This is a genomic window from Streptomyces doebereineriae, from assembly GCF_031845645.1.
Classification (GTDB): Bacteria; Actinomycetota; Actinomycetes; order Streptomycetales; family Streptomycetaceae; genus Streptomyces; species Streptomyces canus.
Genome location: NZ_JAVREZ010000004.1, coordinates 490,391 through 509,345 on the forward strand (window position 1 = coordinate 490,391; position 18,955 = coordinate 509,345).

An 18,955-nucleotide genomic window follows, 5' to 3' on the forward strand; every position below is an offset into this window, starting at 1 on the left:
CAGCGCCATGGTCAACGCCAATGCCCTCGGTTCCCGCGCGCATCTACGAGGCACAGCTAGCACTCAGGTACGGGGTTTGGGTCGCCCCGGATTGGTGAGGCGCCCGGGATGCACGAGCAACTTGTCACAGTCGCCCCTCGGGAAAGACTCGCAGCACAGCGTCCCGCGGAGCGCGACGCCTACTTCGACAACGCCAAGTATCTGGCGATCGTGCTGGTCGCGGTGGGTCACGCGTGGGAGCCGTTGCGGGACGGGAGCCGGGGTGTCTCGGCGCTGTACCTGCTCGTGTACGCCTTTCACATGCCCGCGTTCATCGTCGTCTCCGGGTACTTCTCGCGGAACTTCGACGCCGGTCCGCAGCGGCTGCGGAGGCTGGTGACCGGGTTGGTCGTGCCGTACGTCGTGTTCGAGACGGCGTACACGTTCTTCACCCGGTGGACCGACCAGGTGCCGGACCGGCCGGTGAGTCTGCTGGATCCGCTGTATCTGACGTGGTTCCTGGTGGCGCTGTTCGTCTGGCGGCTGACCACGCCCCTGTGGCAGCGGGTGCGTCATCCGGTGCCACTCGCCCTCGCCGTGGCGATGCTGGCCACCCTCACTCCCTCCATCGGCGACGATCTCGATCTGCAGCGCGTCCTGCAGTTCCTGCCGTACTTCGTGCTGGGTCTGTGCCTGAAGCCGGAGCACTTCCGTCTGGTCCGTCGGCGGGCCGTACGGCTGGCGGCCCTGCCGGTGTTCGCGGTCGCGCTCACGCTGGCCTACTGGGCCGTGCCGCGGATGAGCGGGGCCTGGTTCTACCACCGGGACAGCGCCCAGGAGCTGGGTGCGCCCGCCTGGTCGGGACCGGTGATGACGCTGGTCACCTTCGGGTGCTCGCTGGTCCTGGTCGGGTGCTTCCTCGCCCTGGTGCCCGGGCGGCGGACCTGGTTCACGGTGCTGGGCGCGGGCACGCTCTACGGCTATCTGCTGCACGGCTTCCTCGTCCAGGGCGCCCGGTTCTGGGGCTGGTACGGGCCCGACTGGGTCCACGAACCGGTCGGCGCGGCCGCGGTCGCCCTCGTCGCCGCCTCCGTCGTGACCGCCCTGTGCACCCCACCGGTCCGACGCGCCCTGCGGTGCCTGGTCGAACCGGACATGCGGTGGGCCTTCCGACAGCACACGGCCCAACCAGAACGCTCCTGAGGCGAGTCGGCCGTACGACGCAACGGCGCCACGACCGCTCGTCGCGCGCCCGGTCACCCTCACCGCCTCCTCCACCGTGACTGCGCAGTGCGTGTTCCGGCAGCATGCGGCCCAACCCGGGCGCCCACCGGAGAGCACTCGGCCCCACGACGACACGGCACCACCACCGCTCGCCCCGCGCTCGGCCACCCTCACCGCCCCCTCCACCGTGACCGCGCAGTGGGCCTTCCCACAGCACACGGCCCAAACCGGGCGCCCACCGGAGCACTCGGCCCCACGACGACACGGCACCACCACCGCTCGCCAACACCCGATCACCTCACCACCCCCTCCACCGTGACCGCGCAGTGGGTCTCGGACGACTTGGCCGTACGACGGGACGGCTGCTCGGAACGCCGTCCCGTCGTCCGTACCGGCCCTACTTCGACGGCCTCGTGGGGACCGACGGCACCGGGCTCGGTACGGTGGTCGGCTCCGCCGGGGCGGGGCTCGGGACGGCCGAGGGGCGCTGGTCCGGCTCGACCGTCGGCACCGGGCTCGGCGCGGTCCCCGGCTCGGAAGGCACAGCGGACGGCACCGGGCTCGGCCGGGAAGGCCGCTCCGACGGCACGGGGGAAGGCACGGGCGACGGGACGGCCGAAGGCGCCACCGTGGGCGCCTCGGACGCCGAGGCCGGCGCCGGCTTCGGCGTGGCGGTGCCGGTCGCGGCGCCGGCGACGGCCGCCCAGCCCGCCACGGCCACGGCGCTTCCCGCGAGGACGCCGATCAGCAGGCGGCGGGTGGGTCGGATGCCATGACGGTTCGTCAAAGCTGCTCCTCTGTCGTCGGGTCGATTGCGTGAGAGGAGTACGGGGCACCGGCCGGGGCGGGTTGCACGCCCACGGAAGAAAAGTTTCCGGCCGCCGCGTGCAACCTCGCAGAGCCCCCTCGCCGTACCTCTGTAAGGACAGGCGTGATCGGTGCGGCGGAGGGGCGGCGGGTGCGGGAAGCAGTCCGGGAGCGGGAGTTCCGGGAGTTCGCCGAGGCCCGGCAGGGGCAGCTCAGGCGCAGCGCGTATCTGCTGTGCGGGGACTGGCACCAGGCCCAGGACCTCACCCAGACGACGCTGATGAAGCTGTACGCCTCCTGGGGCCGGGTCCGCCGCGACGGCAACGTCGAGGCCTACGCCCGTACGATCCTCACCCGCGTCTTCATCGACCAGTACCGCAAACGGAGTTGGCGGGAGGAGCCGACGGAGGAGCTGCCGGAACCGGTGTCCGCCGAGCCGCCGGTCACGCCCGAGCTGCGGCTGGTGATGCAGGCCGCGCTGATGGAACTGCCGCCCCGCTACCGGGCGGTCCTGGTACTGCGGTTCTGGGAGGACTGGAGCGTGGAGCAGACCGCCGAGGCACTGCGCGTGACCCCGGGCACGGTCAAGAGCCAGAGCGCCCGCGGGCTCGTCCGGCTGCGCGGGCTCGTCGAGGGTCTCGCGGGCGAGACGAGCGGGAGGTGAGGCGGCAGATGTACGACTCGGACGAGTACGGGGAGGGCGGCCGCGTGCGGGGCGCCTTCGAGGCCATCCTCGACGGCTCGCGGGAGCCGGCCCTGCCCAGCGTCACTGACGCGGCCGTCGCCGGCGGCCGACGGATCCGACGCCGTCGTACGGCGGTCTCGGGCGCCGTGGGAGTGCTGGTGGCCGCCGTCCTCACGGCCGGGGCCGTGGCCGCCCTGCCCGGCGAGGACCCGGGCCGCTCCTCGGTGCCGCTGGCCCCGGTGAGCAGTCCCCCGCCCACCACCACGGGCCCGGCGTCGCCGTCGGCCGCCCCCTCTGAACCGTCGGCCGTTCCGACGCCATCGGGGGGCATGACCGGGAACGCGCCCGGTGACGCCCCCTGACGTCGCCTCTGCCGCGGGGCCGCCAGGCCGTGGGGCCGTCGGGCCTGGGCAGCCGTGTGACAAGATGCTTCGGTCATGCCCCACCAGAAAGGGACGATTCCCATGTCCAGGGTCGAGCTGACCACTAATTTCGGCCGTATCGTCCTCGAGCTCGCCGACGCCGAGGCCCCCAAGACCGTCGAGAACTTCCTGAAGTACGTCGGCAACGGGCACTACGACGGCACGATCTTCCACCGGGTGATCAACGGCTTCATGGTCCAGGGCGGTGGCTTCACCCCGGACATGGTGCAGAAGCCCACGCTCGCGCCGGTCCCGAACGAGGCCGACAACGGTCTGAAGAACACGGCGTACACCGTGGCGATGGCGCGCACCAGCGACCCGCACTCGGCGACCGCGCAGTTCTTCGTCAACGTCTCGGACAACGAGTTCCTCAACTTCACGGCCAAGAGCCCGAACGGGTGGGGTTACACCGTGTTCGGCAAGGTCGTCGAGGGCCAGGACGTCGTCGACCAGATCAAGGGCGTGCGCACCGGCAGCAGCCGCGGTCACGGTGACGTGCCCACGCAGCCGGTGATCATCGAGTCCGCGAAGGCCGTCGACTGACCTCGCCGACAGACTGACGCGACCTGCGCGGTGCCGACGGCAGTGCGCAGGTCACGCGGTCCGTTTGCGGGCGGTCGTCTTCTTGGCCGCCGTCTTCTTCGCACTCGTCGCCTTCTTCGCCGACGCGGTCTTCTTCGTTCCCTGTGACGACTTCGCCGTCGTCTTCTTGGCGGCCGTCTTCTTCGTGGCGGACGTGGACTTCTTGCCGCCCGTCTGCTTCGGCGCCGCCCGCGCCGACTTGCGCTGCTGCAGCCGCGTGACCTCCCCCGGCTCCTCGCCCCGGGACTCCTTCGCGTCCCGGACGCTTTTCTCCAGTGCGGCCATGAGGTCGAGGACCTTGCCGCCCTTGGCCCGCTCGGGTGCCTCCGGAGGTGCCTCGCCCGCGGCCTTCGCGGCGACGACCTCCTCCAGTGCCTCGCGGTACTCGTCGTGGAGTTCGTCGAGGTCGATCTCGCCGAGGGTGTCCATCAGGGCGTCGGCGAGGTCGAGTTCCTTGTCGCTGACGGTGACCTTGGTGTCGGGGGCGAGTCCCTCGGGCGCGCGGACCTCATCCGGCCACAGCAGCCCGTGCAGCGCGATGGCGTCCTCCACCACCCGCAGCATCCCGAGCCGTTCCCGCCCCCGCAGCGCGAACTTGGCGATGGCCACCTTGTTGCTGCGCTTGAGCGCCTCTCTGAGCAGGGTGTACGGCTTGGCGGCGGGGGCGCCGCCCGCCTGGAGGTAGTACGCGGCATCCATCTGGAGCGGGTCGATCCGGTCGCCCGGCACGAAGGCCACGATCTCGATCGTCTTCGTCGTCGGGAGCGGCAGATGGGCCAGGTCCTCGTCGGTGATCGGGATGATGGTGCCGTCGGCGTCCTCGTACCCCTTGCCGATCTCCGCCTGGCTGATCTCCCGGTCCTCCAGTTCGCAGACCTTGCGGTAGCGGACGCGGCCGCCGTCCTCGGTGTGGATCTGGCGGAACGAGATCGAGTGGCTCTCGGTGGCGTTCACCAGCTTGATCGGAATGCTGACCAGGCCGAACGAGATGGCGCCGTTCCAAATGGATCTCACCAGCAGCACCCTTTCTGGGGTATTACACCGTTTCATCAGGTATGCGTGAGATTCTCATCGTATGACGCCGATCACAGAGGTGGAGGGGCGACGGCTCGCGCTCAGCAACCTGGAGAAGGTGCTGTATCCGGCCACCGGCTTCACCAAGGGCGAGGTACTGCACTACTACGCCACGACGGCCGAGGTGCTGCTCCCCCATCTGCGTGACCGTCCGGTCTCCTTCCTGCGCTATCCGGACGGCCCCGAGGGGCAGGTGTTCTTCGCCAAGAACGTTCCGCCGGGTACGCCCGACTGGGTCACCACCGCGGAGGTGCCCCGCTCGGAGGGGCCGGCCCGGATGGTGCTCGTGCAGGACCTCGCGAGCCTGATGTGGGCCGCCAACCTGGTCACCGAGTTCCACACCCACCAGTGGCCGATCAGCACCCCCGACGAGGCCGACCGCCTGGTCCTCGACCTCGATCCGGGGTCACCCGCGACGATCGTCGAGTGCTGCGAGGTCGCCCTCTGGCTCAGGGAGCGGCTGGCGGCGGACGGTATCGAGGCGTACCCGAAGACCGCCGGCTCGAAGGGGCTGCATCTGCTGGCGGCGGTCCGGGGGGCGTCGTCCGACCAGGTGTCGGAGTACGCCAAGCAGCTCGCCGTGGAGGCGGAGCGGGCGATGCCCCGGCTGGCCCTGCACCGGATGACCCGCAATCTGCGCCCCGGCAAGGTCTTCGTCGACTGGAGCCAGAACGCCGCCCGCAAGACCACCGCCACGCCCTACACCCTGCGGGCCCGGACCCGGCCCCTGGTGTCGGCACCGGTGACCTGGACGGAGGTCGAGGAGTGCGGCACACCGGCCCGGCTGTTCTTCGAGGCACCGGACATGGGCCCGCGCATCCAGGACTACGGCGATCTGCTGGCCCCGCTCCTCGACGGCGAGCGGGCGACAGCGTTGCCCTGAGGACGCCCGTTCGAGGTGCCGAGGCTCGCAGGCAAGTGGCTGCACGTCCTCCGGTTCAGCGGGCTGACCACATCGCGGAACTCCTGAGTCCGCCCGGGCATGGGGCCACCCTTGGGCTCAACACAACCGCCCGAAGGGGGACCACCCCATGACCACGAAAGCGACACAGCATGCCTTAGGGCTCCTCGCCGGCCTCGTCGCCCTCGCCCTCGGCACCACACCCTGGACCGCCGCCACGGCCGCCCCGCAGCAGCGGACCGGCGCCCAGGTGATCCTCGACTGGAGCGAGACCGCCGTCGCCACCGTCCACACCGACGCCAAGAAACCGGCCGCGGAGCAGTTCCTCTACTACGGCTTCGTCGACGCCGCCGTCTACAACGCGGTCGTCGGCATCGAGGGCCGGTACACCCCGTACAAGTGGCATGAACGCGGCCCTCGTCATGCCTCCTCGGAGGCCGCCGCCGCAGCGGCCGCCCACCGCGTTCTGCTGACCTACTTCCCGGCCTCGCAGGCCCGCCTCGACGCCGCCTACACCGCGTCCCTGGCGAGGGTCCCCGACGGCAGGGCCGAGAAGCAGGGCGTCCGCTTCGGGGAGCGCGCCGCCGCGCGGATCGTGCGGCTGCGCGAGAACGACGGCCGCGACGCCCGGGTGACGTACGACAAGCCGCCCGCCCCCGGCGTCTGGCGGCCCACCCCGCCGGCGAACGCGCCCTTCGCCGTCCCCTGGCTCGGCAAGGTGCGCCCGATGCTGCTCGACTCGCCGGACCGGTTCCTGCCGGGGCCGCCGCCGGCCCTCGCGTCGAAGACCTACACCCGGGACTTCGCCGAGGTGAAGGCGATCGGAGCGAAGAACAGCGTCCGCCGGACCCCGGCGCAGACCGAGACCGCGCGGTTCTTCTCCGACGTGCTGCCGGTGCAGTTCCAGGCCGCGTACCGCGGCTACGTCGCACGGCACGGACTCGATCTCGTCGACGCGGCACGGCTGTTCGCCGCGACCGGCACGGCGACGGCCGATGCGGCCATCACAGCGTGGAACGCCAAGCTGACGTACGGCCAGTGGCGTCCGATCACGGCGATCCGGCTCGCGGACAGTGACGGCAACCCCGCCACCACGCCCGACCCGTCCTGGCAGCCGCTGCTCGACACCCCTCCGTACCCGGACTGGGTCAGCGGGCACAACATCAACGACGGTGCCGTGATGAGCGTCCTGAACCGCCTCACCGGCGGGCACGTCGACTTCCGGATCTCGTCCGCGGTGACCGGCACGACCCGGACGTACGCCGACGCGGCGGCGTACAACCGGGACGTGGTCGACGCCCGGGTGTGGGTCGGGGTCCACTTCCGCAGCAGTGACGTGGTGGCAGTCAGGACCGGTGGCCGTATCGGCGCCTGGGCCATGGCCCACTACTTCGGGACCCTGCGCTAGACCTTCGTCCAGGTGTGCCGGTCCCGTGCCATCGCGTGCAGGGCCTCCACGTCCGCCGGTTTGAGCACCCCGCCGAGGCGGGCGAGGCCTTCGAGGTCCGTGGCCGCGAGGACGCGGACCCCGCGGGGCGGGAGGGTGACCGTCACGGCCGCGGGGCCGACGAGGGCGAGGACCGGGTGGACCTCGGCCGTCAGGGCGTAGGAGGCCCGGTCGGCGTCGGCGCGGACACGGCGCAGCAGCGGCTGTGGGTCGCGGCGGCCGAAGGCGACCATCGGGTCGGCGACCGTGACCCGCTGCCTGCGGGCGTACAGCGCGTGCACGGCGAACAGTCCGGCGGGACCGATCACCAGATGGTGGACACGGTCGCCGCCGGGCAGCGGGACGGAGTGCAGGGTGTGCCAGCCCATGCCGTCGAGGCCGTCCAGCGCCTCACCCACGGTCTGTTCCGCCTCCAGCGCGCGCCGACGGGGGTCGCGGCGGATCAGGTGCGGGGAGCCGGGATCCCGGTCCAGGGCGATCTGGAGGGCCTCGCCGGGCCGGTTGGGCGCCAGGTCGTCGTCCGGGTGGAGGGTGAGCCGGGCCAGTTCGGCGGGCGTCGGCACCGGGGGCGGGCCCACGGCCACCGGGCCGGTCAGGAAGGGCCCGAGGACATCGAGCACATCCTCCCTGCGGTCCTCGCTCAGCAGATTGATCCGGGCCGCCTCACGGTCGTACCAGGCGATGTTCCTGCCGTCCGTGAGGCAGACGTACAGCCGCTCCTGACCATGGCGCCAGGTCGGTACGACGCGCAGTCCGCTCATGCACCATCACCCCATGGACCATGGGAACAGGCGGGGTGCTGCGCAGGCAAGAAGCCGGATACCTTTGGGGTGAGTTGCCGTGAGTTGCAGGGCTTGGCGCAGGGGCTTGGGGAGGCGCTGTTGCGGACCCGCAGGAAGCAACCCGATGTACCGGCTCCGGACAGAGCGTGGGACGAGATCGTGCCCGGGCTGTGGATGGGTGGGCATGAGTTCCAGGGCCTGTCCGGACAACGGGAGTTCGCCGTCGTACGGGACGAGTTCGAGGTCGTGCAGACGCTGCTGCGGCTTCCGGGCCACGGTCCCGATCCCGGCGTCGAGCACCATGTGTGGCCGATTCCGGACGGCCCGCTGGACGGGACCCAGCTCGCGGGAGTGATGCGTCTGGCACAGGCCGCGAGCGACGCGCTGGACGAGGGCCGCAAAGTCCTCGTCCGCTGTTACCACGGTTACAACCGCTCGGGCCTGGTCGTGGCACACGCCCTGGTCCGCAGGGGGCATACGGCCGACGAGGCGATCCGGCTGATCCGCGGCCGGCGCTCGCCGTGGGCGCTGCACAACGAACTGTTCGTCGAGTACCTCCGGGCCGGCCTCCCGACGGCCCGGCTGCTGGAGGAGCTGACCGAGTAGGGCGGCCCGGAGGCCGCCGGAACGCAAAGAGGACTTCCACACGAATAAGGTGGTCGGGCCGACGCACGCTTCCGAGATACGCCTCCGACGCACGGCCCGGCCCCGACCCCAGGAGCACAGTGCCACCCGCCCGCCGCGCACCCCGTACGACCCGCGCCGTCGCCGTCGCCGCCCTGCTGCTCGCGGCCGCGTCGGGCTGCGGCGACGCGGGCGACCTGGTGGGCGCGGGCTCGACACCGACCGCGATCAGCCCCGACCGGCTGTGGCCGCAGCTGACGCCCGCCTCCAGCCCGGCGTTCGAGATCGGCGAGGTGGACTCGCAGGTCGTGGCGGGCGTCTCCGTGCCCGGCGACGACATCCGCGAGGTGGACCCGGTCGCGCTCGTACGCGCGGAGATCAAGGAGGACTCCAGCAGTTACGCCAACGCGGGCTACGTCGAGACGGCCCGCCGGATGGCGGACTGCGGGAAGACGGGAGCGGCCGGGAAGAGGTGTCCGGTCCTCCAGCCGTACTACCGCGACCTGACCGGTGACGGGCGCAAAGACCTGACGCTGGGCTTTCGGCAGCTGCCCGGCAATGTCACCGCCGTACGCGTCTACACCGTCGAGAAGCACCGGCTCGTGCGGGTCATGCACTGGGAGGACGCGGTCAGCGGGGTCGAGCTGGCCGGTCGGTCCGTGATCATCCGTTCGCCGTCCGAGGTGGCCGGATACGAGTACCGGCTCCAGTGGACCTGGGACCCGCAGCAGAAGTCGATGCTCCTCACCCACGACGAGATGCTGCGCACCGGCAGCCGTTCCCTCGGGGATGCGCAGAGCCCGGCGCCCGGCCCGTCCGCGAGCTCGCGATGAGACTCGCGCTGCCACGCTGGTCCGGCACGCTGGCCGTGAAGGCCGCCGTCTTCATCACCGTGATGTGCTGCGCCCTCGCCGCGCTGCTCGGAGTCCTCGTGCATGTCTCGGTGACGAACCAGACCGTCGGCGAGGCCCGTGAGCTGGCGCTGAGCCGGCTGAAGGACGCGACCGAGGCGTATGAGGCCGGGGACACGCTGATGTGGGACGCCGGCGTGGATCCGCCGGACCTGCCGGGCTCGCTGCGGACGCTGGCGGTGGCCGGGGACCGCGGCACGATGGTCGGCGAGCACCGCGGGCGCCCGGTGATGTGGGCGGCGGGGCCGGTGGACGGGGACCGGGCGCTGGCCGTGGAGGTCGACTACTCGCAGGGCGCGCGGACGATCGCGGGGCTGGACCGGGCGATCCTGTGGTCGTCGGCGCTGGCGATCACGGCGACGCTGCTGGTGGGCGCCTTCGCGGTCACCAGGGTGACGACGCGGCTGCACACGACCGCTCGGGTGGCCCGGCGGATCAGCGCGGGCGACCTCGACGCGCGGGTCGACGATCCCCGTACGAAGGATCCGTCACGGCCGCAGGACGAGGTGGCCGCGGTGGCCGTGGCGCTGGACTCCATGGCGGTGTCCCTGCAGGGGAAGCTGCTGAGCGAGCAGCGGTTCACGGCGGATGTGGCGCATGAGCTGCGGACGCCTCTGACCGGGCTGCACGCGGCCGCCGAGTTGTTGCCGCCGGGGCGGCCCACGGAACTGGTACGGGATCGGGTGGGGGCGTTGCGGACCCTGACGGAGGATCTGCTGGAGATCTCCCGGCTGGACACCGGGCGGGAGACCCTGGAGCTGGACACCGAGCCCTTGGGGGCGTTGGCCGCGCGGGTGGTCCGTGCGTCCGGTACCGACACCGAGGTCGTCGTCGTGCGGGATCTCGCCGTGGAGACGGATCGGCGGCGGCTGGAGCGGGTGCTGGGCAATCTGGTGGCCAACGCGCACCGGCACGGCAGGGGACCGGTGTCTCTCACGGTGGACGGGCCGGTGGTCACCGTTCGGGACCACGGGGACGGCTTTCCGCCGTATCTCATCGAGCACGGGCCGCAGCGGTTCCGTACCGAGGGCGGGTCGAAGGGGCACGGCCTGGGGTTGACCATCGCGGTGGGGCAGGCGGAGGTGCTGGGAGCGCGCCTCTCGTTTTCCAACGCGGTGAACGGCGGGGCGGTCGCGACGTTGTTCTTGCGGTAGACGGCCCTGGGCCGGTTCTCCTATGGCTCAGTGTGAAAGGCGACCTGTGTGTGGGGCTCCTAACGTGGCGAATAGTCAGGTTTGCACCCCCATCACGGAGGTCCCCCCATGTCCCTGCGCTCCCGTCTCTCCATAGCCGTGGCCGCCGGCACCCTCGCCGTGGCCGCCCTCGCCACGCCCGCCGTCGCCGGTGACGACCCGGACGACCCGCGCGACGACTGGGGACAGAACCAGACCCAGGACCAGCCGCAGGGCCAGGGCCAAGGCCAGGGCCAGGGCCAGACGCAGAACCAGGGCCAAGGCCAGAACCAGGGCCAGGGCCAAGGCCAGACGCAGAACCAGGGCCAAGGCCAGAACCAGGGCCAGGGCCAGAACCAGGGCCAGGGCCAAGGCCAAGGCCAGACGCAGAACCAGGGCCAGGGTCAGAACCAGAACCACAACCCCCGTCTGTCCAGAGGCGTCGTGACGGCCAGTTCGCTGGCGTTGCGCAGTGCGCCGAACCGGGGCGGCCAGATCATCCGGTGGGCCGACCGGGGCGAGGTCGTCTCGATCTTCTGCAAGACCAACGGCCAGAGCGTCCAGGGCAACCGCCAGTGGTACCTCCTCACGGACGGCACCTGGGCCTGGGGCCCGGCCCGTTACATCCGGACCATCGGAACGGCGCCACGCTGGTGCTGACATCCCCGCACGCTAGGAGACATCACGTCCTATTTGGGTAAGTTCCGGACATGACCAAGGTCGGAACCACCGTGGCCCCCGCGGAGACCTCCGCTCCCTCGGTACGCCTGCCCCGGCGCCGTGGCATCGAACTGGCCCTCATCGTCCTCGCCGTCCTGCTGTCGGTGTACGGCTACTGCGCTGTCGGCCTCGCCAAGAACGGCTCCGTCCCGCCCGGCGCCGCCGGTTACGGCGCCGGGCTCGGCGTGCTCGCGCTCATCGCCCACGGAGCGGTGCGCCTGAGGGCGTCGTACGCCGATCCGCTTCTGCTGCCGATCGGCGTACTGCTCAACGGCCTGGGCCTCGTCCTGATCTACCGGCTCGACCTGGAGACACCCGGCGACCGCGCCGCCCCCACCCAGCTCGTGTGGTCCACGGTCGGGGTGACCCTGTTCATCGTGGTCGTGCTGATGCTGCGCGACCACCGCGTGCTCCAGCGGTACGCCTACGTCTGTGTCGCCGCCGCACTGGTCCTGCTGACCCTCCCGATCCTCTTCCCCTCCGTGAACGGCGCCCGCATCTGGATCCGGATCGCCGGGTTCTCCATCCAGCCGGGCGAGTTCGCCAAGGTGCTGCTGGCGGTGTTCTTCGCCGCGTATCTCGCGACCAACCGGAACGCGCTGGCGTTCGCGGGGCGGCGGCTGTGGGGGCTTCAGCTGCCCACCGGCCGCGTGCTGGGCCCACTGCTCACCATCTGGCTGATCAGCGTCGGCGTCCTGGTCCTGGAGCGGGACCTCGGCACCTCGCTGCTGTTCTTCGGACTGTTCGTCGTTCTGCTGTACGTCGCCACCGGACTCACCGGCTGGATCGCGCTGGGACTGCTGCTGGCCGCCGTCGGCGCCGTCGCCGTGGGCTGGCTGGAGCCGCATGTGCACATCAGAGTGCAGGACTGGCTGCACCCCTTCGCATCGATCGAGGCGGGCCAGGGGCCGAACCAGCTCGCGCAATCCCTGTTCGCCTTCGCAGCGGGCGGGGTCCTCGGCACCGGGCTCGGGCTCGGCCACTCCATCCTGATCGGCTTCGCCACGAAGTCGGACTTCATCCTGGCGACCGCCGGCGAGGAGCTGGGCCTGGCGGGCCTCGCCGCGATCTTCCTGCTGTACGCCCTGCTGGTGGAGCGCGGCTACCGGGCGGGCCTCGCCCTGCGCGACCCGTTCGGGCGGCTGCTGGCGATCGGACTCGCCTCGATCGTGGCGCTCCAGGTATTCGTGATCGCGGGCGGGGTCGGCGGACTGATCCCGCTGACCGGCATGGCGATGCCGTTCCTCGCGCAGGGCGGCTCGTCGGTCGTCACCAACTGGGCGATCGTCGCTCTGCTGATCCGGGTGAGCGACTCGGCCCGCCACCAGTACGACGGAAAGGAGAACCCGTGACGACGCGAGGCCCCGGCATGGCCCGTTACATCCGGCACGCCGCCTGCTTCTGCGCCCTGCTGCTCATGGCACTCCTCGTCAACGCCGCCCGCGTCCAGGTCGTCCAGGCCCGCGCCCACGGCGAGAACCCGGCCAACCGCCGCGAGACCATCGCCCGTTACGGCCGGGAGCGCGGCGACATCCTGGTCGGCGGGCGGCCGGTCACCGGGTCCCGGGACACCGGGGAGCAGCTGCGCTACGAACGGACGTACACGGACGGGCCGTTGTACGCGCCGGTCACCGGCTTCGCCTCGCAGGAGTACGGGACGTCCTTCCTGGAGCACACCGAGGACTCGGTCCTCTCCGGCTCGGACCCGCTGCTGACGCCGTTCCCGCTGTGGAACGACTTCACGCGCAGACGCAACCCGGGCGGGAACGTCGTCACCACGCTCAACAGGGCCGCGCAGAAGGCGGCCTTCCACGGACTCGGCGGGCGCAAGGGCGCGGTGGCGGCGGTGGAGCCGGCGACGGGCCGCGTGCTCGCGCTGGCGTCCTCCCCTTCGTACGACCCCGCGGCGCTGTCCGGGAACGACCCGCGGGTGGGCCGGGCCTGGGCCCGGCTCAACGCGGACGTGGACAAGCCCATGCTCAACCGGGCGGTACGGCAGACCTATCCGCCGGGTTCCACGTTCAAGGTGGTCACCGCGGCGGCCGCCCTGGACGCGGGTGTCATCAAGGACGTGGACGCGCCGACCGACTCGCCGGAGCCGTACACCCTGCCCGGCACCACCACCTCCCTCACCAACGAGTCCGAGGGCTGCGAGGACCTGTCCCTGCGCGAGGCCTTCCGGTGGTCGTGCAACACGGTGTTCGCGAAACTCGGGGTGAAGGTGGGGGCGCGTGACATGACGGCGACCGCGCACGCCTTCGGCTTCAACGACCACTCGCTGCGGATCCCCTTCTCGGTGGCCCGAAGCACCTTCGACCCGACCGTCGACAAGGCTCAGCTGGCCCTGTCGTCGATCGGCCAGTACAACACCCGCGCGACCCCGCTCCAGATGGCGATGGTCTCGGCGGCGGTCGCCAACGGCGGGCAGATCCGCACGCCCTATCTGGTGGAGCGGACCACGACGGACGACGGGGACACGGTGGCGACGGCGGGCTCGCGCCCGGTACGGCAGGCGATGTACCCGGCGACGGCCGCACGGCTGAAGGAGCTCATGGCCCAGGTGGTCACGGAGGGCACCGGCACCAACGCCGCCATCCCCGGCGCCGTCGTCGGCGGCAAGACCGGCACCGCCCAGCACGGCATCGGCAACTCCGGGACCCCGTACGCCTGGTTCGTGTCGTGGGCGCAGGGCGAGCGGGACATGGAGCCGAAGGTCGCGGTGGCCGTCGTGGTGGAGGACGCGTCGGCCGTCCGGGGGGACATCACCGGGGGCGGGGTGGCGGCGCCGATCGCGCGGGCGGTGATGAAGGCGGTGCTCAACTCCAGGTATTGAGATGGGGGTTGAGTCCCGCCGGGCTACCGACCTAACGTTCGGTACATGACTGAAGCCACCGTGTACCAACTCGCCCAGGTGAACATCGGCCGTCTCAAAGCCCCGCTGGACTCCCCGCAGTTGAAGGCCTTCGTCGACAACCTCGATCCCGTGAACGCCGACGCCGACAGCGCCGACGGTTTCGTCTGGCGACTGGAGGACGAGTCCGGCGACGCGACGGACATCGCCGTCTTCGGCGACGAGTGGCTGATCATCAACATGTCGGTGTGGCGGGACACCAACGCGCTGACGGCGTACATGTACCAGGGCCGGCACCGCGAGATGCTCGCCCGCCGCAGGGAGTTCTTCGAGCGGGTCCAGGAGGCGATGGTGGCCCTGTGGTGGGTCCCGGCCGGCCATCGCCCCACGGTCGCCGAGGCGGAGTCCCGCCTGCTGCACCTGCGCGCCAACGGCCCGACCCCGTACGCCTTCACCCTCCGCACGTCGTACCCGCCGCAGGGGGCGGAGCCGGTCACGGCTCTGGAGATCCCGGACGATCTGGGCTGCCCGGCCTAGATCGGCTTCCGCATCTCCGAGCGGATCTGGAGGGTGGTCGCCGCCAGCTTGCCCAGGTCCACGTCCGACGGGTCGTCGGTGGTCGCGGTGGTCCTCGCCTCGACCACCGATCCCAACGTGTTGGCATCCACCCAGCCACAGATCGGGAGCGTCACCTTCACGCCGCTTTCGGTCCGAGTGCTGACCTCGCAGGTGATCGTGATCCCGCCGGAGCCGGCCGGGTGGAAGTCCTTCGGAGCCACGACCACTTCCGTGCCTGCTCCCTCCCCACCGCCCTTCATCATGTCGTTCCGGGTCCAGTCGGGGTCCTTGAACCGGCCGTAGATACCCGTCACCACAAGCGTGCCCTTCGCCTCGTCACCGCCGGGGCTGTAGTGCCCTGCCGCGACACCCCCGAGCTTGGCATCCCAGCTGCCGGCAGCCTCGTCCTCGAGCTCCTTGCCTTCGGAGTCGGAGATGTCCCGCATGAGTTGGTAGCGGTTGTCCACCAGTGTCTTGGGGAGGGAGAGCCGGTACTTGGCCTCCGGGAAGCCGCCGCCTGCCAGCTTCGAGCCGTTCATCGCGTACCCCACTACGCTCACGGCGAGGAATCCACCAAGAATGCCGAACACGAGCCCGAGCCGCCGCTTCGGCCGGGGCGGCGGGGCCATCGGGGGCATGCCCCAGCCGTAACCCGCGGGCTGCTGCGGGTACGGGTTTCCGTACGGCGGCTGCGGCTGCGGTTGGCCGTAGGGGCCGGGGGCGTAGGGACCCTGTGGGGGCTGCTGACCGTAGGGGTTCTGGGGCGCGTAGGGATTCTGCGCCCCGTAGGGAGGTTGGGGCGGCATAGGCGTGGACACGTCAGCACATTACTGCACGCAAATGATGCGTCACTCCTCGGTGGAGCCCGCCTCGATGGCCTCCGCCACCTCGGTGATCCGCTCCCGCTCCTCGGCCGCGAACCTTTCGGCGTCCAGCTTCTCCGCGATCTCCTCGTCCTGGGCCATGAGGAGGTCGAGGTTGGAGTTGCCCATCTCGAACACCCCCATGTCGGCGTAGGCCTGCTGGAGGCGTTTGCCCCACAGGCCGATGTCCTTGACGCAGGGGACGATCCGGGAGAAGAGCAACTGGCGGAAGAGGGCGAGGAATTCGGACCGTTCGGCGTATTCCTCGGCCTCCGCCCTCGGGATGCCGAAGTTCTCCAGGACCTCGACTCCGCGCAGCCGGTCACGCATCAGGTAGCAGCCCTCGATGACGAACTCCTCGCGTTCGCGGAGTTCGGCGTCGGAGAGCTGCTTGTAGTAGTCGCGCAGCGCCATGCGGCCGAAGGCCACGTGACGGGCCTCGTCCTGCATGACGTACGCGAGGATCTGCTTGGGGAGGGGCTTGTCGGTGGTGTCGCGGATCATGCCGAAGGCGGCCAGCGCCAGGCCCTCGATGAGGACCTGCATGCCGAGGTAGGGCATGTCCCAGCGCGAGTCCCTGAGCGTGTCGCCCAGCAGGGACTGGAGGTTGTCGTTGATCGGGTACAGCATCCCGATCTTCTCGTGCAGGAAACGGCCGTAGATCTCCGCGTGCCGCGCCTCGTCCATCACCTGGGTCGCCGAGTAGAGCTTGGCGTCGAGGTCGGGGACGGACTCCACGATCCGCGCGGCGCACACCATCGCGCCCTGCTCGCCGTGCAGGAACTGGCTGAACTGCCAGGAGGCGAGGTGCTTGCGGAGCTCTCCCTTGTCCTGGTCGGTGAACTTCGCCCAGTACTTGGTGCCGTAGACGGAGATGGATTCGTCGGGGGTGCCGAGCGGGTCGTACGGGTCGACCTCGAGGCTCCAGTCGATGCGCTTCTGCCCGTCCCACTGCTTGTCCTTGCCCTTCTGGTAGAGGGCCAGCAGGCGGTCGCGTCCGTCGTCGTACTCCCAGGCGAAGCGGGCCGCACCCGTCGCCGGTACCTGCCAGTGGGGGTCCCCGGGGTCCGTGGTGTACAGGTCGAAAGTCGGCATGTTCCGCAGGCTGCCGCTTTGTAGACGCCGGGTCAACAAGTCATGCGCAAGGGATTGACGAGCTTGCTGACAAGCAGTCTCATAAGAGCCATGACGAGTCTGACAGAAGTCGACGCGCTCGAAGGGCTGCGTGACGCGCTCGGTCTGCTCAAGGACCGGGAGCAGGTCGCCGAGCGGCTGCTCGACTCCTCCAGGAAGCACTCCTTCGACCCGGACGAGGAACTGGACTGGGACGCGCCCTTCGAGGAGGGCAAGTGGTTCTGGCCGCCGGAGCTGGTCTCGCTGTACGACACCCCGATGTGGCGGCGGATGAGCGAGGAACAGCGGATCCTGCTCTCGCAGCACGAGGCCGCGGCGCTGGCCTCGCTGGGGATCTGGTTCGAGATCATCCTCATGCAGCTGCTGTGCCGTCACATCTACGACAAGGCGGCGACGAGTGCGCATGTGCGGTACGCGCTCACCGAGATCGAGGACGAGTGCCGGCACTCCAAGATGTTCGCGCGGCTGATCTCGCGGGGCGGGACGCCCTGGTACCCGGTGAGCCGGGGCCATCAGCAGCTGGGCCGGCTGTTCAAGACCATCTCCACGACGCCGGGATCCTTCACGGCGACGCTGCTGGGTGAGGAGATCCTCGACTGGATGCAGCGGCTGACCTTCCCGGACGAGCGGGTGCAGCCGCTGATCAGGGGCGTGACGCGGATCCATGTGGTGGAGGAGGCGCGCCATGTGCGCTACGCCCGGGAGGAGCTGCGGCGGCAGATGGTCTCCGCTCCGCGGTGGTCGCAGGAGTTCACTCGGGTGACGTCCGGGGAGTTCGCGCGGGTGTTCTCCGTGGCGTTCGTGAATCCGGAGGTGTACACGAATGTGGGCCTTGACCAGCGGGAGGCGTTGGCGCAGGTGAAGGCGAGTGGGCACCGGCGTGAGGTCATGCAGACCGGCGCGAAGCGGTTGACCGACTTCCTGGACGACATCGGGGTGCTGCGGGGTGTGGGGCGACGGCTGTGGAGGTCATCGGGGCTGCTGGCCTGATGGTCAGGTGCGGGCCCGGTGGGGGCTGGTCGCGCCCACGCGGCGGAGCCGCATATCGACACAGCCCCGCGCCCCTGGGTGGGTGCAGTCAGACGTGCCTCGCAGCACCCACCTGTTAGGGGCGCGGGGCTGTGACATCAGCGGCTCCGCCGCGGGGCGCGACCAGCCACGACGTACCCGCGGACGGCCGACTACCCTTCGAGGCATGACCCCTGCCGCGCCCGCCTATCGCCGCCTCAGCGTCGAGGAGCGACGCAGCCAGCTTCTCGAAGCCGCCCTCACTCTCTTCGCGCACCGCGCCCCCGAGGACATCTCCCTCGACGACGTGGCGGAAGCGGCCGGAGTCTCCCGTCCCCTCGTCTACCGGTACTTCCCGGGCGGCAAGCAGCAGCTCTACGAGGCCGCCCTCCGCTCCGCCGCCGATGAGCTGGAGCAGTGCTTCGACGAGCCCCGGGAGGGGCCCCTGCTCATCCGCCTCTCCCGTGCCCTCGACCGCTACCTCGCCTTCGTCGACGAGCACGACGCCGGTTTCAGCGCACTCCTCCAGGGCGGCAGCGTGGTCGAGACGTCCCGGACCACCGCCATCGTCGATGGCGTACGACGGGCCGCCGCCGAGCACATCCTCAGCCACCTCGGCGTCACCGGACCCGGCCTGCGGCTGCGCATGACCGTACGGATGTGGATCACCGCGGTGGAGGCGGCCTCGCTGATCTGGCTCGACGAGGGCAAGCAGCCCCCGGTCGAGGAGCTGCGCGACTGGCTGGTCGAGCAGTTCGTCGCCGTGCTCTCCGTGACCGCGAACCGCGACCCGCAGACCGCCGCGCTGGTCACGGCCCTCGCGGCGGATGGCTGACACTGGTGCGGTGAAGAGCGAGGACACCCCCTTCGAGGGCGGCCCCATGGACGGCCGGGTGCTGCCCGTACTGCTGGGCCCTACGGGCCGGCCGCCGAAGACATACCGCATCCCCGTCCCCGACACGGCCGGCGGCCCGCCCACCGTGCTGGTCTACCGCCTCGTGCCCAGGGGCCACTCCAGGATGGGGATCCAGAAGGGGTGGAAGTACGAGTACGCCGCCGAAGGTGAAAAAGGGGTGGGCAGGATGAAGTGGCCCTGGTCCAAGCCCGACAGGCCGAACGACAGGCCGGACGACGGACCGGCTGACACCGAAGGGTGACGACGTTGCGCCGAACCGCCCACCCGGCGCGCGAGGACGCCGACGCCGCCTGAT

General features: G+C 70.7%; 21 protein-coding genes. 17 read left to right on the top strand and 4 right to left on the bottom strand.

From position 1 onward, the window contains the following. The first annotated feature begins 108 nt into the window (after positions 1 to 108). From RNB18_RS15120 to RNB18_RS15140, 5 genes are all read left to right on the top strand, one after another. Positions 109 to 1,182: an acyltransferase family protein gene (locus tag RNB18_RS15120; RefSeq protein ID WP_311714590.1), complete on the top strand. Its 1,074-nt coding sequence runs from the start codon at positions 109 to 111 to the stop codon at positions 1,180 to 1,182. 347 nt (positions 1,183 to 1,529) lie between these two features. Beyond that, positions 1,530 to 1,979: a hypothetical protein gene (locus RNB18_RS15125; RefSeq protein WP_311714591.1), complete on the top strand. Its 450-nt coding sequence runs from the start codon at positions 1,530 to 1,532 to the stop codon at positions 1,977 to 1,979. Positions 1,980 to 2,161: 182 nt separating this feature from the next. Then, entirely contained in the window at positions 2,162 to 2,674 is a 513-nt protein-coding gene (locus RNB18_RS15130) for a SigE family RNA polymerase sigma factor (RefSeq protein ID WP_266559575.1), read from the top strand. A gap of 8 nt (positions 2,675 to 2,682) precedes the next feature. Next, entirely contained in the window at positions 2,683 to 3,057 is a 375-nt protein-coding gene (locus RNB18_RS15135; RefSeq protein ID WP_311714592.1) for a hypothetical protein, read from the top strand. Between the two features lie 102 nt (positions 3,058 to 3,159). Beyond that, entirely contained in the window at positions 3,160 to 3,660 is a 501-nt protein-coding gene (locus tag RNB18_RS15140) for a peptidylprolyl isomerase (protein ID WP_311714593.1), read from the top strand. A 51-nt stretch (positions 3,661 to 3,711) separates the two neighbouring features. On the opposite strand, the gene ku is transcribed toward RNB18_RS15140, so the two are convergent. Then, positions 3,712 to 4,713, bottom strand: a complete 1,002-nt coding sequence (gene ku, locus RNB18_RS15145; protein ID WP_449657636.1) for a non-homologous end joining protein Ku — start codon at positions 4,711 to 4,713, stop codon at positions 3,712 to 3,714. 61 nt (positions 4,714 to 4,774) lie between these two features. Here ku and ligD point away from each other — a divergent pair, with 61 nt between their 5' ends. Next, a complete protein-coding gene (gene ligD, locus RNB18_RS15150) occupies positions 4,775 to 5,656 on the top strand; it encodes a non-homologous end-joining DNA ligase (protein WP_311714595.1) in 882 nt (293 codons plus the stop codon). Positions 5,657 to 5,804: 148 nt separating this feature from the next. Next, entirely contained in the window at positions 5,805 to 7,082 is a 1,278-nt protein-coding gene (locus tag RNB18_RS15155) for a vanadium-dependent haloperoxidase (protein ID WP_311714596.1), read from the top strand. Here the strand turns inward: RNB18_RS15155 and RNB18_RS15160 are convergent. Continuing rightward, positions 7,079 to 7,882 (bottom strand): nuclease-related domain-containing protein, encoded by an 804-nt coding sequence (locus RNB18_RS15160; RefSeq protein WP_311714597.1) that lies wholly within the window; start codon positions 7,880 to 7,882, stop codon positions 7,079 to 7,081. The two genes, RNB18_RS15155 and RNB18_RS15160, sit on opposite strands and share 4 nt — an antisense overlap. Before the next feature lie 120 nt (positions 7,883 to 8,002). On the opposite strand from RNB18_RS15160, the gene RNB18_RS15165 reads away from it, so the two are divergent. The 7 genes from RNB18_RS15165 to RNB18_RS15195 all read left to right on the top strand — a co-directional run bounded on the left by RNB18_RS15165 (position 8,003) and on the right by RNB18_RS15195 (position 14,718). Beyond that, positions 8,003 to 8,509 (top strand): protein-tyrosine phosphatase family protein, encoded by a 507-nt coding sequence (locus RNB18_RS15165; RefSeq protein WP_311714598.1) that lies wholly within the window; start codon positions 8,003 to 8,005, stop codon positions 8,507 to 8,509. Between the two features lie 119 nt (positions 8,510 to 8,628). Beyond that, complete coding sequence (locus tag RNB18_RS15170; RefSeq protein WP_311714599.1) at positions 8,629 to 9,360, top strand: hypothetical protein; 732 nt, start codon at positions 8,629 to 8,631, stop codon at positions 9,358 to 9,360. Beyond that, positions 9,357 to 10,592, top strand: coding sequence for a HAMP domain-containing sensor histidine kinase (locus tag RNB18_RS15175; RefSeq protein WP_311714600.1), 1,236 nt, complete (start codon positions 9,357 to 9,359; stop codon positions 10,590 to 10,592). Before RNB18_RS15170 ends, RNB18_RS15175 begins: the two co-directional genes overlap by 4 nt. A gap of 108 nt (positions 10,593 to 10,700) precedes the next feature. Then, a complete protein-coding gene (locus RNB18_RS15180; protein ID WP_311714601.1) occupies positions 10,701 to 11,270 on the top strand; it encodes an SH3 domain-containing protein in 570 nt (189 codons plus the stop codon). 50 nt (positions 11,271 to 11,320) lie between these two features. Beyond that, positions 11,321 to 12,682, top strand: coding sequence for an FtsW/RodA/SpoVE family cell cycle protein (locus RNB18_RS15185; protein ID WP_311714602.1), 1,362 nt, complete (start codon positions 11,321 to 11,323; stop codon positions 12,680 to 12,682). 17 nt (positions 12,683 to 12,699) lie between these two features. Continuing rightward, a complete protein-coding gene (locus tag RNB18_RS15190; RefSeq protein ID WP_311714772.1) occupies positions 12,700 to 14,163 on the top strand; it encodes a penicillin-binding transpeptidase domain-containing protein in 1,464 nt (487 codons plus the stop codon). Positions 14,164 to 14,208: 45 nt separating this feature from the next. Continuing rightward, entirely contained in the window at positions 14,209 to 14,718 is a 510-nt protein-coding gene (locus RNB18_RS15195; RefSeq protein ID WP_311714603.1) for a DUF3291 domain-containing protein, read from the top strand. Here RNB18_RS15195 and RNB18_RS15200 read toward each other — a convergent pair. Together RNB18_RS15200 and RNB18_RS15205 are read right to left on the bottom strand one after the other, a co-directional pair. After that, a complete protein-coding gene (locus RNB18_RS15200) occupies positions 14,715 to 15,557 on the bottom strand; it encodes a hypothetical protein (RefSeq protein WP_311714604.1) in 843 nt (280 codons plus the stop codon). The genes RNB18_RS15195 and RNB18_RS15200 overlap by 4 nt on opposite strands. A 30-nt stretch (positions 15,558 to 15,587) precedes the next feature. After that, complete coding sequence (locus RNB18_RS15205) at positions 15,588 to 16,697, bottom strand: ferritin-like domain-containing protein (protein ID WP_311714605.1); 1,110 nt, start codon at positions 16,695 to 16,697, stop codon at positions 15,588 to 15,590. A gap of 90 nt (positions 16,698 to 16,787) precedes the next feature. Here RNB18_RS15205 and RNB18_RS15210 point away from each other — a divergent pair, with 90 nt between their 5' ends. From RNB18_RS15210 to RNB18_RS15220, 3 genes are all read left to right on the top strand, one after another. Beyond that, positions 16,788 to 17,726, top strand: coding sequence for an AurF N-oxygenase family protein (locus tag RNB18_RS15210; RefSeq protein ID WP_311714606.1), 939 nt, complete (start codon positions 16,788 to 16,790; stop codon positions 17,724 to 17,726). 205 nt (positions 17,727 to 17,931) lie between these two features. Next, the gene (locus RNB18_RS15215; protein ID WP_311714607.1) at positions 17,932 to 18,579 is read left to right on the top strand and encodes a TetR/AcrR family transcriptional regulator; all 648 of its coding nucleotides are present in this window, start codon (positions 17,932 to 17,934) and stop codon (positions 18,577 to 18,579) included. Further along, a complete protein-coding gene (locus RNB18_RS15220) occupies positions 18,572 to 18,901 on the top strand; it encodes a hypothetical protein (protein WP_311714608.1) in 330 nt (109 codons plus the stop codon). The genes RNB18_RS15215 and RNB18_RS15220 overlap by 8 nt, the downstream gene beginning before the upstream one ends. The last annotated feature ends 54 nt before the right edge of the window (positions 18,902 to 18,955 follow it).

Bases quoted from the DNA above. Each gene is read 5' to 3' on its own strand.
- RNB18_RS15120 (WP_311714590.1), top strand. From the start codon at position 109: ATGCACGAGCAACTTGTCACAGTCGCCCCTCGGGAAAGACTCGCAGCA.
- RNB18_RS15175 (WP_311714600.1), top strand. From the start codon at position 9,357: ATGAGACTCGCGCTGCCACGCTGGTCCGGCACGCTGGCCGTGAAGGCC.
- RNB18_RS15205 (WP_311714605.1), bottom strand. From the start codon at position 16,697: ATGCCGACTTTCGACCTGTACACCACGGACCCCGGGGACCCCCACTGG.
- RNB18_RS15195 (WP_311714603.1), top strand. From the start codon at position 14,209: ATGACTGAAGCCACCGTGTACCAACTCGCCCAGGTGAACATCGGCCGT.
- RNB18_RS15185 (WP_311714602.1), top strand. From the start codon at position 11,321: ATGACCAAGGTCGGAACCACCGTGGCCCCCGCGGAGACCTCCGCTCCC.
- RNB18_RS15220 (WP_311714608.1), top strand. From the start codon at position 18,572: ATGGCTGACACTGGTGCGGTGAAGAGCGAGGACACCCCCTTCGAGGGC.
- RNB18_RS15160 (WP_311714597.1), bottom strand. From the start codon at position 7,882: ATGAGCGGACTGCGCGTCGTACCGACCTGGCGCCATGGTCAGGAGCGG.
- RNB18_RS15155 (WP_311714596.1), top strand. From the start codon at position 5,805: ATGACCACGAAAGCGACACAGCATGCCTTAGGGCTCCTCGCCGGCCTC.
- RNB18_RS15190 (WP_311714772.1), top strand. From the start codon at position 12,700: ATGGCCCGTTACATCCGGCACGCCGCCTGCTTCTGCGCCCTGCTGCTC.
- RNB18_RS15215 (WP_311714607.1), top strand. From the start codon at position 17,932: ATGACCCCTGCCGCGCCCGCCTATCGCCGCCTCAGCGTCGAGGAGCGA.
- RNB18_RS15135 (WP_311714592.1), top strand. From the start codon at position 2,683: ATGTACGACTCGGACGAGTACGGGGAGGGCGGCCGCGTGCGGGGCGCC.
- ligD (WP_311714595.1), top strand. From the start codon at position 4,775: ATGACGCCGATCACAGAGGTGGAGGGGCGACGGCTCGCGCTCAGCAAC.
- RNB18_RS15210 (WP_311714606.1), top strand. From the start codon at position 16,788: ATGACGAGTCTGACAGAAGTCGACGCGCTCGAAGGGCTGCGTGACGCG.
- RNB18_RS15180 (WP_311714601.1), top strand. From the start codon at position 10,701: ATGTCCCTGCGCTCCCGTCTCTCCATAGCCGTGGCCGCCGGCACCCTC.
- RNB18_RS15140 (WP_311714593.1), top strand. From the start codon at position 3,160: ATGTCCAGGGTCGAGCTGACCACTAATTTCGGCCGTATCGTCCTCGAG.